General features: G+C 60.4%; 13 protein-coding genes and 2 pseudogenes. 12 read left to right on the top strand and 3 right to left on the bottom strand.

Annotated features, from left to right (window positions below):
- Window positions 1-320, top strand: a pseudogene (locus MCRY_RS17080) (acetamidase/formamidase family protein); the annotation flags it as partial.
- A 93-nt stretch (window positions 321-413) separates the two neighbouring features.
- On the opposite strand, the gene MCRY_RS17075 reads toward MCRY_RS17080, so the two are convergent.
- Entirely contained in the window at window positions 414-1,550 is a 1,137-nt protein-coding gene (locus MCRY_RS17075) for an HNH endonuclease (RefSeq protein ID WP_085632085.1), read from the bottom strand.
- Window positions 1,534-1,683 (bottom strand): type II CBASS E2 protein, encoded by a 150-nt coding sequence (locus MCRY_RS22975; protein WP_176234519.1) that lies wholly within the window; start codon window positions 1,681-1,683, stop codon window positions 1,534-1,536. Before MCRY_RS22975 ends, MCRY_RS17075 begins: the two co-directional genes overlap by 17 nt.
- Before the next feature lie 69 nt (window positions 1,684-1,752).
- On the opposite strand from MCRY_RS22975, the gene MCRY_RS17070 reads away from it, so the two are divergent.
- Both MCRY_RS17070 and MCRY_RS23240 read left to right on the top strand, forming a co-directional pair.
- The gene (locus tag MCRY_RS17070) at window positions 1,753-3,777 is read left to right on the top strand and encodes a type I restriction-modification system subunit M (protein WP_217808235.1); all 2,025 of its coding nucleotides are present in this window, start codon (window positions 1,753-1,755) and stop codon (window positions 3,775-3,777) included.
- A 29-nt stretch (window positions 3,778-3,806) separates the two neighbouring features.
- Complete coding sequence (locus tag MCRY_RS23240) at window positions 3,807-4,196, top strand: hypothetical protein (RefSeq protein ID WP_217808234.1); 390 nt, start codon at window positions 3,807-3,809, stop codon at window positions 4,194-4,196.
- On the opposite strand, the gene MCRY_RS17065 is transcribed toward MCRY_RS23240, so the two are convergent.
- On the bottom strand, window positions 4,193-5,290 hold the full coding sequence (locus tag MCRY_RS17065; protein ID WP_085632084.1) for an ISAs1 family transposase: 1,098 nt from the start codon (window positions 5,288-5,290) through the stop codon (window positions 4,193-4,195). The genes MCRY_RS23240 and MCRY_RS17065 overlap by 4 nt on opposite strands.
- Before the next feature lie 124 nt (window positions 5,291-5,414).
- On the opposite strand from MCRY_RS17065, the gene MCRY_RS17060 reads away from it, so the two are divergent.
- The 9 genes and pseudogenes from MCRY_RS17060 (at window position 5,415) to MCRY_RS17025 (ending at window position 14,864) form a co-directional block, all read left to right on the top strand.
- Window positions 5,415-6,557 carry a restriction endonuclease subunit S gene (locus MCRY_RS17060; protein WP_085632082.1) on the top strand — a complete coding sequence of 381 codons (1,143 nt, stop codon included), beginning with the start codon at window positions 5,415-5,417 and terminating at the stop codon, window positions 6,555-6,557.
- 33 nt (window positions 6,558-6,590) lie between these two features.
- Window positions 6,591-9,662, top strand: a complete 3,072-nt coding sequence (locus tag MCRY_RS17055) for a type I restriction endonuclease subunit R (protein WP_085632080.1) — start codon at window positions 6,591-6,593, stop codon at window positions 9,660-9,662.
- Window positions 9,652-10,404: a M48 family metallopeptidase gene (locus MCRY_RS17050; protein ID WP_085632078.1), complete on the top strand. Its 753-nt coding sequence runs from the start codon at window positions 9,652-9,654 to the stop codon at window positions 10,402-10,404. The genes MCRY_RS17055 and MCRY_RS17050 overlap by 11 nt, the downstream gene beginning before the upstream one ends.
- Before the next feature lie 818 nt (window positions 10,405-11,222).
- The gene (locus MCRY_RS17045) at window positions 11,223-11,561 is read left to right on the top strand and encodes a hypothetical protein (RefSeq protein WP_085632076.1); all 339 of its coding nucleotides are present in this window, start codon (window positions 11,223-11,225) and stop codon (window positions 11,559-11,561) included.
- Window positions 11,561-11,935 (top strand): annotated as a pseudogene (locus tag MCRY_RS23635) (relaxase/mobilization nuclease domain-containing protein); the annotation flags it as partial. The gene MCRY_RS17045 and the pseudogene MCRY_RS23635, both read left to right, overlap by 1 nt.
- A 484-nt stretch (window positions 11,936-12,419) precedes the next feature.
- Window positions 12,420-12,743: a hypothetical protein gene (locus tag MCRY_RS17040; RefSeq protein WP_085632074.1), complete on the top strand. Its 324-nt coding sequence runs from the start codon at window positions 12,420-12,422 to the stop codon at window positions 12,741-12,743.
- Between the two features lie 23 nt (window positions 12,744-12,766).
- Window positions 12,767-13,498 (top strand): hypothetical protein, encoded by a 732-nt coding sequence (locus MCRY_RS17035; RefSeq protein ID WP_139834112.1) that lies wholly within the window; start codon window positions 12,767-12,769, stop codon window positions 13,496-13,498.
- 194 nt (window positions 13,499-13,692) lie between these two features.
- A complete protein-coding gene (locus tag MCRY_RS17030; RefSeq protein WP_085632070.1) occupies window positions 13,693-14,202 on the top strand; it encodes an MbcA/ParS/Xre antitoxin family protein in 510 nt (169 codons plus the stop codon).
- A complete protein-coding gene (locus tag MCRY_RS17025; RefSeq protein WP_085632068.1) occupies window positions 14,199-14,864 on the top strand; it encodes an RES family NAD+ phosphorylase in 666 nt (221 codons plus the stop codon). The genes MCRY_RS17030 and MCRY_RS17025 overlap by 4 nt, the downstream gene beginning before the upstream one ends.
- Window positions 14,865-14,873 lie beyond the last annotated feature (9 nt).

Genomic DNA, 14,873 nt, shown 5'->3' with positions numbered 1-14,873 from the left:
CGAAGCCCTTCTCCGAGTCGGAGATGGTCAAGGGGCGCCGGCTTTCCGACAAATGGGGCGTGACGGAGATCGAGCCGCTGGCTCCGGTCTCGGTGATCGGCACGGCGGCGAACCTGAACGCGGCGATCGAGAACGGCCTGTCCCGCGCGGCGGCTCTGCTCGACATGACCGTGGCCGAGGTGCGCAACCGCGCCACGGTGAACGGCGCGATCGAGATCGGCCGCGCGCCCGGTGTGATCCAGGTCACCTTCCTAGCGCCCCTCGCCAAGCTCGATGCGGTCGGCCTGGGTGACTACGCGCGTGAGCAGTACGGGCTTTGAGAAAAACTGGCCGGGGCGGATACGACCGCCCCGGCAATGCCCGGATCTGTTTCCGATTTGTGTAAGGAACATCGCGTTGAGCCAAGCAGGGCGTCACACGACGCTGTGACGCAGAACAAACCCCCGATCCGGAACCTGGTCGTAAATTAGGAACGGGGGGTGGGCTTTGGGCTGCCACGCGCGACCTAGTTCAATGGCACATGGGACGGGGACCGCTGGAAAAACCGAAAGCTCTACATCCATCCCATGCTGATCCTTGATGGCGTCAAAGGTCTTTCCGACAAGTTCGCGAAACCGTGAGAGATCGTCTTTGTTTCGAAGTTCGCTCGCGCCCGGCCGACTGCTTCGGATTTCCCAGATAGAAACCGGCTCACCCGGTAGTGCCCGGGTGATGCGATCATCGGTAATTCCCGCTGTCACGGAGAGTTTCAGGGCCACTTTCTTGAGACCCCCTGCCCCGTGAACACACTTGAACTCAAGAGGCTCGCGATCATCCGGCCAAGCCCATCCGGGTTTCGGCTCTCGATGTCTCCCATAGACCGAAACCGCCGACAGATCCGACAAGAGGACCCCGAGCTCGATGAGAACGGGTATGGGCGCGAACCCGAACACCGCGAGATGTTCGAGTTCCCCGTCCGCGAACCTGCCCTTGAACTCCCGCTGAAACTTCGTCCGGAGGGCGTCGATGACGATAGGGTAATAGCGCGGATCGCTGTCCTTCCGGGCGATGTCGCGCACCTTGATGTCGATCGGTCGCCGATCCGCGAGAGTGAAATCCGGCGTCATTGCCTCTATGCAGTCCCGGACCGGGATCGCCGTCTCGTTGTCTCCGATGGCCGCCGCGATCCGAAGGACATGCGCCGGTATCGCATTGGGGTTCGCAAGGAGCCGCTCGACGCGTTCCTCATGTGCCAGTTTCATTTCCCGCAGGACGTCCACGGTATATCGAGCGACCTTGGCCGGGTCGTCGATCTCGCGGTGATGGGGGTCACACATCAACATCAGGTTTTTCGGATCATTCGAAAGCTGGTGCGACAGGACCGGATCACTGCGCACGCCCCCCGGATAGGAAGCGATGATGTGCGCCAAGTAAGCTTTGTTCTTGGACAAATCTCCGGTCACCAGATCACCATCGAGACGCTTTCCACACCCGTGATACTGGCAGCGACCGGCGGCTCGCCCCCAGACGAGAATTCTCTCCTTCTGCCCCGGACTAGATCCCCGTGCCATCTGCGTTCTCGTGTCTCTGTCTCAGAGTTTCGCCCGCGAAGATCGGGCCGGGCGCGTTCGATCCGCGCCAAACGCCGTCCAGATGCCAGATCTCGTAATAATGCAGCCACTCCGGCGCCCACGGGCTATCCACACTGTCATTCGGGAGAAGTCCCGGTTATTCCTATGTGAAACCATAAGAAACGGATTAACGGGGGGCAGCATGGCCATCAAGAAAAGCGACATTTACCGCTCCTTGTGGGAGAGCTGTGACCAGCTTCGAGGCGGCATGGATGCCTCGCTCTACAAGGATTACATCCTTACGCTGCTGTTCGTGAAATACGTCTCGGACCGGGCCGGTCAGCCGGATGCGCTGATCGAGGTGCCGCCGGGGTCCTCCTTCAACGACATGAAAGCCCTGCGCGGGTCAAAGAACATCGGCGAGGAGATGGACACCATCATCGCGCGGATCGCCGAGGAAAACGATCTGTCGGGTGTGATCGACCGGGCCTTCTTCAACGACCCCGAGAAATTTGGGCGCGGTCAAAAGATGATCAACACGCTGACCGCGCTGATCAACATCTTTAGCCGTGAGGAGCTGAATTTCTCAAAGAACCGCGCTGACGGCGACGACATCCTTGGCGATGCTTACGAATATCTGATGCGGAACTTCGCGACCGAAGCTGGCAAGTCGAAGGGCCAGTTCTACACCCCGGCCGAGGTTTCGCGTGTCGTCGCGGCCGTGGCAGGCGTGGACCGGGCCACCAGTCCACGTCAGACGGTGTATGACCCGACTTGTGGTTCGGGCTCGCTGCTCCTCAAGGCCGCCGAAACCGCCCGCGTCCCCATCACCATCTTCGGGCAGGAGATGGACATCGCTACCCGGGGTCTCGCCCGCATGAACATGATCATGCACAACCGTGAGACAGCCGAGATCGCCCAGGGCGACGTGATCGCCGAGCCGCATTTCCTGACTGACGCACACACCCTTCAGACTTTCGATTTTGTGGTCGCTAATCCACCCTTCTCGGCCAAGGCGTGGGCCTCGGGCCTAACTGAAGAAACGAAGTACGACCGCTTCGTCGATGGTGACCCACCCGCCAAGAACGGGGATTTCGCGTTCCTTCTGCACATCCTCGCCTCGATGAAGGCCACCGGGTCCGGTGCGGTGATCCTGCCGCACGGCGTCCTGTTCCGGGGCAATGCCGAGTCCCGCTTGCGCGAGAAGATCCTGAAGCGCGGGCTGATCAAGGGGATAATCGGCCTACCGGCTAACCTATTCTACGGCACGGGCATCCCTGCCTCGATCATCGTTCTCGACAAATCCGAGGCCCGGGCGGACCGGCCCGTATTCATGATCGACGCCTCCAAGGAGTTCATCAAGGACGGGAACAAAAACCGCCTGCGCGCGCGGGACATCCATAAGATCATCGACGCCTTCACCCGCGCACAGGAAATCCCCGGCTATTCTCGGCTGGTCCCTTATACCGAGATCACCCGCAACGATTTTAACCTGAACATCCCCCGCTACATTGACGGCTCCGACCCCGAGGATCTGCAGGACATCACCGCCCACCTGCATGGCGGCGTGCCCGAGCGGGACATCGATGCGCTGGATGATTTCTGGGCCGTAATGCCCACTCTACGCGCCACGCTCTTTGGGCCGAACCCGCGGCCCGGGTATGCCGACCCGTTGGTCGCCCCCGATAAGGTGCGCAGCACGATCCGGAACCACGCGGATTTCGCCGCCTTCCGCGCGCAGATCGCGGAAATCCTGAATGGCTGGATCGACGCGAATACGTCTGCCCTGTCGGGTATCCAGCCTGGTGATCACCCTCGCGACCTGATCCACACAGTCGCCGAGGATATGTTGACCCGGTTCGAACCGGCCCCGTTGGTGGATAAATACGAGGCCTATCAGCGCCTCATGTCCTACTGGTCAGACAGCATGCAGGACGATGTGTTCATCATCTCGGGCGGGGGCTGGCTGGCCGCGCGGGATCTTCGCGAGACCCGCAAGGAGGTCAAGGACGGCAAGACGAAGTGGCTGGAGGATGGCGACCTGACCGTGAACAAGGTCCGGCTCGTGGCTGATGTGATCCCCCCGCGCTTATCGTCGACCGCTTCTTTCCAGACCTCAAGGAGGCGCTGGACACCGCCACCGCCAAGGCCGAGGAACTGGGCCGGGAGATCGAGGAACTGGCCGAGGAAAATGGGGCCGAGGGCGGGCTGCTGGCCGACGCGCTGACCGATACGGGCAAGCTGACCGCCGCATCGGTGAAGGCGCGCGAGAAATCCGGCGAAGCGGATGACGAGGAACGGCCCCTGTTGAAACAGGCCACCAAGCTGATCGCGGCCGAGGCTGCGGCGAAGAAGGCCGCGAAAGAGGCCGAGGCGAAACTGATCGAGGCAGTGCTCAAGACATACCCGGATCTGACCGAGGACGACATCCGCACCCTTGTGGTCCACGATAAGTGGCTGGCCGATATCACGGCGGCTATCGGGGCGGAGGTCGAGGCGCGGACCGAAGGGCTGACCGCCCGCGTGCGGGTGCTGACCGAACGTTACGGGCAAACCCTGCCGCAGATCATAGAGGATCTGGCCGCACTGGAGGCGCGGGTGGCCGGGCATCTCGCAGCGATGCAGGGCAATCGCTTTTGGCGCTAAGCCTCTGCAATGTTTGAAAGAATGGAGTGCAGGAAGGCGTCATCCCAGCCTGCACGCTTGAGCTTGATCGAGAGTGACGACTTCGACTTGTCCTGACGGACGACATCGAGGGCACGTCGCCGAAGCACGGCGATGTTGCCCGGGGCGTTATCCTTGCGGTTGCGTGCGGCATCTTCCCGGAAGGAGACGTCAAGCTGCCAATGCAGGGCGTTTTCGATCAGCCAGTGATCCCGGACCGTGGCGAGAAGGATGTCAGGCGTAGGCAACCACGACAGCGCAAAATAGCGCGTCTCAGAAGTCACCTTTCCATCTACTTCGCGGCTTGCGTCGATCCGTCCAAACGCCTTCAACCCTGGGAATTCATGGTATTCTCCCAATGCCTTGGCCGATACGATGGTCGCCTTTCGGACCTCCTTGCGCCCGTGATTTTTTTCTTCGGTCGTCGCCTGCTGCCGAGGATCGATCACGCCGCTGAAGCAACCGCGCGCATCGGACAAAAGCGACTCCTGGTTGCCCTTCAGGGCGAGACACCAATCGCCACCACCCGCGTTGATCGCCTCAACCGTACGGCGATTGCAGTGCAGAGCATCGGCGGTCACCACCTTCCCCTTCAGCGCGATCAGGCCGAGCGCTTCGATCGCGGCCTCCAGTTCCGAGCCCCGATCAGCCGGTACGCTGGCAAGCGTCAGGCGCAGCCGCGCCGCATAAGCCGAGACCATCATCCGCGTCCGAGCACTCTCTCCCGCATCGCGGGCCCCACGCAGGGCCTTACCGTCGATGGCAATCACATCACCGTCCTTGAGCAACGCCGCAACGTTGGCAAGAACCTTTCCAAAGGCCGCGTCCAATGCCTTGGGGTCGATCATGCGGAAGACATCCGAGAAGGTGTCATGTGATGGGATTGCATGCTTCAGCTTCAGGAAGTCCCTGAAAATATGCTCTTTTGCGCGACCAAACGCTGCCATCTCTGCACAGGAGCTCGCTCCACAAAGGACCGAGACGAAGGCGATCACTAGCAATTCGGCAAGGTCATGGCGCGCGTTGCTGGCGCGTTGATCAGGGACATCTTCGAAGGCGGACAGGAAAATCTGCATCGGCAAAAGGGCTCCGTAAGGTTGCCCTACACCACAGAATCCAACCTCGGCTCAGACGCAAGCCCCCTCACGCGGCCTGACGGCTACAAAAGCGATTCCCCTGCGCAGCGATGGGGGTGGCCGTATGAATGACGTAATACCCGATGACTGGGAACTCGTTAATCTCGGAGCTCTCGGGAGTTTCGCCAAAGGCGCGGGCATTCGCAAAGATGAAGCCCTGAGTGGTGAAATTCCAGCGGTTCGATACGGCGAGTTATATACTGACCACCCCGAAATTTTGCGGGCGCACCGTTCTTTCATTTCTCCAGAAATCAGTAAATCCGCTCGCCCGATTAAATGTGGAGATATCCTTTTTGCCGGGTCAGGGGAAACGAAAGAGGAAATAGGTAAATGCACCGGTTTCTTGGGGGACTATGAGGCATTTGTCGGAGGCGATATTATCGTTTTCCGCCCTAATGGACCGGACCCACGTTTTCTCGCCTACATGCTCAACTCTGCTCCTATTGCAAAACAAAAGGCTCAGCGGGCACAAGGCGATGCAGTCGTACATATTTACCCTGACGCTCTCAGCAGGTTATCCCTTCCTCTTCCGCCCCTCCACGAACAACAATCCATCGCCGCCGCCTTGTCGGATGCGGATGGGGTTGTCGCGGGGTTGGAGCGGGTGATCGCGAAGAAGCGCCTGATCAAACAGGGGGCGATGCAAGACCTCCTCACCGCCCGCCGCCGCCTCCCGGGCTTCTCGGGGGAGTGGGTGCAGCGAAAGCTTGGCACAGTCGCGATGCTTCAACGTGGTTTTGATCTACCGAATTCGATACGGCGAGATGGCGACTATCCCGTAGTGTATTCAAACGGGGTCATGGCGAATCATTCCGCGTTCATGTGTGAAGGACCGGGCGTTGTAACCGGGCGCTCTGGGACTATCGGTAACGTCACCTTCGTCGCTGGGAAATACTGGCCGCATAACACGGCGCTCTGGGTAAAGAACTTCTTCGGAAACAGCCCACGTTTCATTTATTACCTGCTAGACTTCATTGATTTACGGCGGTTCGCCAGTGGGTCGGGGGTTCCGACACTGAACCGCAATGATGCCCATGACGAAATGATTTCCGTGCCTACGGATATCGACGAGCAAGATGCCATTTGCGCGGTCTTAGATGACATGGACGCAGAAATTCAGGCCCTCGAGTCTCGCCTGACAAAGGCGCGGGCAGTCAAAGAGGGGATGATGCAAAACCTTTTGACAGGGCGGGTCCGGCTCGTCTGATTAGTATGACATTACTTTAAGGGATATTCACGCATGACCATAGGCCAGCCGGAACGCGCCACGCAGGACCGCATGATCGCCCAGATGTGCGGCGACACCTCGGGTGCCGCGGGCGGCCTCGGTTGGCGGTATCTGGGCGACTGGCACCAGCGTCCCGGCAACGCCAATATCGAACCGGACCTGCTCCGCCCCTGGTTGACCGCGCGTGGGTATGACCCGGAGGTCATCACGAAGGCGATCGCCGAGTTGCAGCGCGCGGCCCGGATGGACGGTCTGAAGCTCTTCGAGGCGAACCGGGCCACCTTCGACATGCTGCGCTATGGCATGCAGGTCACCCCCGGCCCCGGCGAGGCCCCGGTCACCGTGCGCTTTATCGACTGGGATCATCCGGCCGCCAACGATCTGGGCGTGGCCGAAGAGGTCGCGATCACCGCGAAGAACCCGAAGGCCTACAACAAACGCCCCGATCTTGTCCTATATGTGAACGGCATCGCCCTGGGCGTGGTGGAGTTGAAGAAATCCACTGTCGAAGTCGGCGAGGGTATCCGCCAGACGCTGGACAACCAGCGGGCCGAATTCATCCGGCACTTCTTCACGACCGTCCAGATCACCTTCGCCGGGAACGATATGCAGGGTTTGCGCTACGCCGCGATCCAGACCCCGCAGCCCTACTGGCTGGCGTGGAAGGAAGACAGCGAGATCATCATGCCGCTGGAGCGGGATGTGTCGCAGATGTTGACGCCAGACCGGTTTCTGGAGCTGATCAACGATTTCATCCTGTTTGACGCCGGGATCAAGAAGGTCACGCGCCCGAACCAGTATTTCGCCGTGAAGGCAGCACAGGAGGCCGTTCGTGCCCGCAAGTCTGGGATCATCTGGCAGACGCAAGGGTCCGGGAAAAGCCTGATCATGGTGATGCTGGCCCGCTGGATCCGCGAGGCCCTGCCTGAAGCGCGGATCCTGGTGGTGACGGACAGGAAGGAACTGGACGAGCAGATCGAAACCGTCTTCGGCAACACCGGCGACAAGGTCCGGCGCGCGAAATCCGGCGCTGACCTGCTGGCGGCACTGGCCGACCCGAAGGAGCGTGTCGTCTCCTCCCTTGTGCATAAATTCGGGCGGCGCGAAGAGGATGAACTGGGCGAGATGATCGCCAACATCCAGCGCGGTCAGATCGGCGCGCCGGTCGGCTCTTTCTTCGTGTTTATCGACGAGGCACACCGGACTCAATCGGGCAAGCTGGCCCGGGCCATGCCGACGATCCTTCCGGATGCGGTGTTCTACGGTTTTACTGGAACGCCCCTTCTCAAGTCGGACAAGCAGACGTCGCTTGAGGTGTTCGGCCCCTATATCGGTACGCCTTATCGTTTCAACGAGGCAGTCGAGGACGGGGTGGTTCTGGACCTGCGTTATGAGGCGCGCGATATCGACCAGCGCGTAGCGTCGCCCACGAAGATTGACGAGTGGTTCGAGGCTAAGACAAAGGGTCTCACGCCTGTCGCCAAGGCGACCCTTAAACAACGCTGGGGCACGCTGCAGCGGGTTCTGTCCTCGAAGGACCGGCTGGAACAGATCGCCAGCGACATCATCATGGACATGGAGCTTAAGCCGCGCCTGAAGTCTGGCCGCGGCAACGCCATGCTGGTGGCCGGCTCGATCCCTGAGGCCTGTCGGTTGTTCGAGATATTCCGGAACTCCGGTTCGGACCTCGCCGGGAAATGCGCGATCGTCACGTCCTACACCCGAAACGCTTCGGAACTGACCGGCGAAGAGGCCGGGATGGGCGAGACGGAAAAACAGTACGTCTATCGTGTCTATGACCGTCTGATGACGGACCTTGCGACAGACGAAGAGGCGTACGAGACCGAGGCGCTGCGGAAGTTCCGCAAGGAGCCGGCACAGATGAAGCTGCTGATCGTGGTCAGCCGCCTTCTTACCGGCTTTGATGCCCCTACGGCGACCTACATCTATATCGACAAACAGATGCGCGATCATGGGCTGTTCCAGGCGATCTGCCGGGTGAACCGACTGGATGGGGACGATAAGGATTTCGGGTATGTGATCGACTACAAGGATCTGTTCAAGAACATCGAGACGGCGGTTGATGATTACACCTCAGGCGCGTTCGACGCGTTCGATGCAGCCGATGTGGACGGGTTGATTTCTTCGCGGGCCGAGAAGGCTGGCGTCGATCTGACCACCGCGCGCGACGCATGGTTCGGCCTGCTGGACCCGGTTGAACAGCCGAAAGGGGATGCCGAGGTCTTGGCATATTTTTCAAGCCCGGGCGGCTGGGAGGTTGATCCTGAGGCGGATGAGAAAGCCCGCCGCCGCCAGGCGCTCTATAAGCTGGCTGGAGCCTATGCCCGGGCCTTTGCTTCGGTTGCTGAAGACCCGGCGGCATCCGGGGTGAACGACCTTCAGATCGCCCAGTACCGGGGGGAAGTTGATCGCGCGCTCGCGCTCCGGGACGCTGTGCGCCTTCACAGCGAAGACGGGGTCGACATGAAACAATTCGAGCCCGCCATGCGGCACCTGATCGACACCTATATCAAGGCGGACGGGTCCGACGTGATCTCGCATCTCGATGATATCAGCCTGATCGACCTGGTCGCCAGCAAGGGAGCGTCCGTCGAGGAAGAGCTACCCCCCTCCTTGAAGGCAAAGCGGGAGAACGTCGCCGAGGCGATCGAAAACAACGTGCGCAAGCTCATCATCGACGAAACGCCGGTGAACCCTAAATTTTATGAACGCATGTCAGAATTGCTGACGGACCTCGTCAAAAAACGGAAGGACGACGCGCTCGCCTACGCGGAATATCTGGAAAAGATCGCGGACCTGGTCCGGTCGGTCAAAGCCGGTCACGGCAGTGATTATCCGCCGAGCATGGACACGACGGGGCGCAAAGCCCTGTACGATAACCTCGGACAGGAGGAGGCCCGGACACAATCGGTTGACCACGCGATCCGTGAAACCGCCCAGACCGGGTGGCGTGGAAACAAGATGAAAGAGCGGATGCTCCGGCGCAAGCTGTCGGACGTTCTTGACGACGATGAAGCCGTCGAACAGATAATCGAGATCATCCGGTCCCATCATGAATACTGAGCAGATCGAGGTCGCGGGTCTTTCGGTTGAACTGGTCCGGAAGCCGATCAAAAACCTGCATATAGGGGTCTATCCTCCCGCCGGACGGGTCCGGGTCGCGGCGCCTCCGGCTATTAGCGAAGACGCGATCCGGGTGGCGATTGTCACTCGGCTGGGCTGGATAAAGAACAAGCAGCGTCAGTTCGCAGACCAGGCTCGGGAACCGGAGCGGCTCTACGTATCGGGCGAGACACATTACTATTTCGGGCGTCCGTTGCGACTGGGGGTCAGACAGGCTCAGGTCCGTGCCGGGCAGATCAGTGTCGACAGCGCCGACCGGATCACCATGGTGGTCCCCCATGACGCCAGCCGGTCAGATAAAGCGCGGTGGATGTCCGCATGGTATCGTAGAGAACTCCGGGACAAAGCCGCTCCCCGGGTTTCGAAATGGGCCGACCGTCTTAGCGTGGCGGAACCCGCGTGGGGCATCCGCGCGATGCACACGAAATGGGGATCGTGCAATTCGGATACTCGGCGCCTCTGGGTCAACCTTGATCTGGTCAAGAAGCCGCTGGTCTGCCTCGATTACGTCATCCTCCATGAAATGGCGCATTTCGTGTCGCGTCGGCATGACGACGTTTTCGTGGCGGTGCTTGATCGACACATGCCGGGCTGGCGTCAAATCCGCGCTGACTTGAACAAGCTTCCCCTGAGCGCGCCGGTTGGTTCGCAACTGACGCGTGATCGTAGTTCAGAAATTTAAGGGTGACCCGATACGGACGGCGCGCCTTACAGACTGGAGGCCCCCGACTTTGTGGACGCATCCATCGCGCATAGACTGTGGTGGATACAGCGAACTGCCCCACGCTCAGGCATGCCCGATCTGATAGGGTCCTCGGCTGTTCGGTGGGAGGCGCGAACCTTATGGTTTTCCCTGGCACGACCACGGGTATTCCGGACCGGACCCATCCGACGCTCTTCACCCAATTCAGGGGTATCGGATCAGCCATCCGATCAAGGGGTTCGTTTGCCTCTGCCAGCACCATGTTTACGACATCCATGGCCCGGATATCATCGAGCAAGCCCGACCCACTCGACTCTTCCTTGAGATCCACGTCGTTCGTATGCCTCCCGACCCGCTCGACGAGCCAGTCGGCAGCCTTGATGTCGGCGAACAGGTTACAATCCTCCTGTCCACCATCCTGTGTCAGGGAGCCCGGAAGTGATGTTTCGGTACTGCCAGTGGTCATCGCGTTCTCCGTTTCTTCTACGAAGATCGCCGGAACCCATGAAAAACCGAAGGGTCAAGTCAGGAGACCGTGCTTCCTGGTGGGGCGGTCCCTTTTGCTCGTACGCGCGTGCGCGCATACGAGAGAACCTATAGGGTTTGGGCCCAAACCCTCCATGAACGTCCATCCGTGCAGAAACGCATCCAGATTTTTTTATGGGGATAAACCCCCGAAATACGGTCCCTTCGACTTCGGATCGGAGCACCCCCGGCATATAATGGACAGTGACGAGAGCCCGTGGTCGATGGTTTCGACCCGGCGTCTCAGCACTTAATGGAAGGGACCGGTAGGGTTGGCGATCGAACTTACACCACTCAGCGGGCGCGGCGGAAAACGCGAAATCAAGTTTCGAGTCCATGACGAAGAATTCCCCGGGATGGAGCGCAGAGCGCATCAACATGGATTTCGCAGTGTGAACGCCCTCGCGGCTCACGCGCTGCGTCAATACGGAACGCATGGCATCAGTAAAGTGGCCGTTCAAATGGGCGAAGCTGCGGAAGTCTTGCATGACATCCGCGCGGCAGCGCACGCAGAAAACTCACCGATCTCCCCTGATCAAGTGAAGGTCATGGTTCGGACCTGGGAAGGTCTGTGCGACGCGCTGATCGCGGAATTGAGGAAAAAAAGGTAATGCGTCCGCATTTCACATCGCATCACTCGGCCGTCGAGCTAGCGAGATATGATCTAAGGAAAGGCAGTGAGGTACTCGGTGGGACTGTGATCGCGCGGTCCGCATCAAAGTTACGCGATCATTTCGAACAGTTCGGCGCTTGCGGTTTTGTTCATATCACGTTGTCAGCGCCGGAAGGCATCCGGCTTGATCGAGAGACGTGGCTCGCCTCGATGCGCTTCGTGTTGAAACGCCACCAATTTCCCGTTGAACTGACCCCTTGGGTCATGGCGCGCCATACCGACACCCCCGGTGACCATGTCCACTGTTTTGCGGCACGCGAGACCTTCGAGTTTCGGGAAATTAGGCCGATCCGGTCAAAAGCGCATACAGCGGAAACTCACCAGCTGCTGGCAGAGCATCTGGGCTTGCCGATACCTGACTATTTCTCACCGGCCGCACCACCTCGTCTTTACGCTAGCGTCCCCTTGAGGCGGCTGAACCGGGACACCGAATATCGGCGTTTGGCGGATGACCTCAATGCGGGCCTTACGAAATGGCCGCAAGACCTGGATTCCATGAACGATGCGCTGTCAGCCTTGGCAAGCCCGTATCGGATAAGTGAAGACGTCAACTTGTATGGTCACCCGAGCCTCATCTGCGAGAGCACGGCGCGCCGGATTCGACCGAGCGTGTTGGGTGAAGCCTTCTTCCCCGGAAACTTGAGAAAACGGATCGACTGGGCAGGACAGCTCACGCGATCGCGCCTCAACCTGGACATGGCTGTCCTCTTGAGAACGCCTGAAATCCTAAAGGCTCTCGACGATGTCGAAAATGACAAACCCGAGCGCGAACAATCTTTGAAAGGGAGCCCACCCGTTGAGCACGAAGACCGAAAAACCGGTGCACCAGATCCCGGACGAGATGGAAAAATTAACTGTCAGGTTGAGAACGATCAGTGGGGACGTGCAGATCTTGCATCCCCTCTTGGATCTGCTGGAGGACCCGGACGGCTCAGGCCCGGGCGGGACGGCAGCAGTCAGGTTGATCAAGATGATAACGGACATGAAAACCAAGCAGGAAGCGATCGAGGCCGAGGTGGCGGACGTCAAAGAGATGGTCCTGATGATCAAGGAAAAATCCGACACCATGGCCGAAACACTGGATCGCCTGGACACAGTCCTGAACAGCGAAGTCGATTAACGCTACTCGGCTGGGTTGCGCGCGTGTTGAAAATCGCGGGTCGGGTCACTCCGGGGTTCAGACATAGCCTCGATATTGTGGCCCGAAGTTTGCGGTTGAAGTTCAGGGATAAGAGCGCGGTTGACGTGATGCCGGGCAGCGTGACCCTGCGTGAGGCAGGTGATTCGATTTCGAAAGACGCGCGCCTTTTCACATCAGCTTATGCGTCGGATTTTGAACGCCATGATGTGCTGGAGAATATTCTTGATCCTAATCTACCGTTGACACCGGGGATGACGCTCTGTGGAACTGGCCCATCAAAAGGACATCACTCGAAGAAGAAACCGCCTCCGGTACAATTGATGTGTCTGGGGCTCGACCTCGATCCCGTCAGTGAGCTGGTTGAACTTTTTCATGGGGCGATCGAATGCGAGCTGGTCGCGGGGCCTGTGTGTCAAATAGCGGACGGCTCCACGCTTCAGGAAAACCATCCGCGTGTTCTAATAATCGGTTCACAAGCGCAGGAGCGCTTGCAAGCGCGCGACCTGAAGCTGACGTCCATCCTGACCGATGTGATCACGACATGCCCCGACATGACCTGTGTGCTGCCAGATAGAACTATTACAAAAGCCAGTGAGTTGTCTTGGATCGCACCCGAGGGCCTACCGAAATCGGTTCAGCCCCACCCCGAAAACAGGCCGAATGACGAACTGATTGACGATCGGTGTTCAGTAGAAAGCGACACCCCGTCCGACGGGCCTGAACCCAGATTCTGAGCGTGGAACAAACTGAAATACATGTCGCACATACCGCACCTCAAACTCTCTGAACCAAGGTGGTGACGCGGCGAAACATCGAGGGGCAGCTTTTGCGACCTTGGAACGGACGGGGAATGCATCGTGAGCCCCACCCTGCCCCTTGTGAGCTGTCCGAATTTGGACTATATGTTCAAAAACGAAGGAGACCCCACATGATCATTCTTCAGCTGCCCGAACAGGCCGGGTCGGAGCCCGTCCAGCAGGAGATCGACGCGGAGGCGCGCCGCCGCGTCAGCGGACCGGGCCTGCGGACCTTCCTCGCCATCGCCGATCGCTACGGGATACCCACGCGGGACCGGATCGCGCTCCTCGGCGAGCCGTCGAATTCGACTTATCACGAGTGGGTCAAGAAGGCCCGCGCCGCGGCGCCCCTGTCCCTGCCGCTCGATACGCTCACCCGCATCTCGGGGGTCCTCGGCGTTCATAAGGCGCTCGGCGTCCTCTTCCCGATCGAGGCGGAGGGGCTGACCTGGCTCAAGGGCCCGCATCGCGGCGAGGCCTTCGGGGGGCAGGCCCCGCTGGAGGTGATGATCGGGGGTGGCCTCGACGGGATCCTCACGGTGCGCCGATACCTCGACGGCTGGCGCGGCGGGCTGCGCGGCGGCCCCGGCGAGGGGGCGGATATCGAGCCGGTGCGCCCGACGGACCTCGTCTTCACGTGACGCGCCTCGCCCGGGCGCCCGAGCGCACACATCGCCTGATCCCGTCCCGCTTCCCCCCGATCGCCGCGTTCGAGACAGTGGCGGCCCCTGAGGATCTCGTCCCGGTCTTCGAGCTCGAAGGATGGACCAACGACCGGCTCGTGGCGCCGCGGCTGCGGCGGCTTGCGAGGTCCGACTGGGTCTACGGTCGCCCCAACGCCAGCGTCGTGATGGCCGCGTTCCTGCACGGGGCGCCGCAGGGGAGCCGGTTCGCCGGCCCGGACCTCGGCGCTTGGTACGCCGCGAGCGCGCTGGAGACCACCGTCCTGGAGCTGGTCAACGGGATCCGCCGCGAGATCGCCCTGAGCGCGCTCCAGCAGAAGACGGAGGAGCTGCGCGAGTATACCGCTCACCTCGAGGGGGAGTTCGTCGACATCCGCGGCGCGCGCCCGGACCTGCACGACCCGGACCCCGCGACCTACCCCGCTACCCAGGTTTTCGGCCGGTCCGTCCGGACGGGCCCTCATGACGGGATCGTCTATGACAGCGTGCGGCACCCGGGCGGAGTCAACTGGGTCTCCTACCGGCCGACCCGGATCCTCGACGTGCTCCAGGCCCGACATTTCCGGGTCGTCGTCCCCCGCTCCGGGAAGGTCCTCGTGGAGCAGCTGGGGCTGCCCTGAACGATCCCG

Source organism: Marivita cryptomonadis (assembly GCF_002115725.1).
Classification (GTDB): domain Bacteria; phylum Pseudomonadota; class Alphaproteobacteria; order Rhodobacterales; family Rhodobacteraceae; genus Marivita; species Marivita cryptomonadis.
This window is presented reverse-complemented; position numbering and strand designations above follow the sequence as displayed.

Bases quoted from the DNA above. Each gene is read 5' to 3' on its own strand.
- MCRY_RS17060 (WP_085632082.1), top strand. From the start codon at position 5,415: ATGAATGACGTAATACCCGATGACTGGGAACTCGTTAATCTCGGAGCT.
- MCRY_RS17055 (WP_085632080.1), top strand. From the start codon at position 6,591: ATGACCATAGGCCAGCCGGAACGCGCCACGCAGGACCGCATGATCGCC.
- MCRY_RS17030 (WP_085632070.1), top strand. From the start codon at position 13,693: ATGATCATTCTTCAGCTGCCCGAACAGGCCGGGTCGGAGCCCGTCCAG.
- MCRY_RS17075 (WP_085632085.1), bottom strand. From the start codon at position 1,550: ATGGCACGGGGATCTAGTCCGGGGCAGAAGGAGAGAATTCTCGTCTGG.
- MCRY_RS17065 (WP_085632084.1), bottom strand. From the start codon at position 5,290: ATGCAGATTTTCCTGTCCGCCTTCGAAGATGTCCCTGATCAACGCGCC.
- MCRY_RS17070 (WP_217808235.1), top strand. From the start codon at position 1,753: ATGGCCATCAAGAAAAGCGACATTTACCGCTCCTTGTGGGAGAGCTGT.
- MCRY_RS17050 (WP_085632078.1), top strand. From the start codon at position 9,652: ATGAATACTGAGCAGATCGAGGTCGCGGGTCTTTCGGTTGAACTGGTC.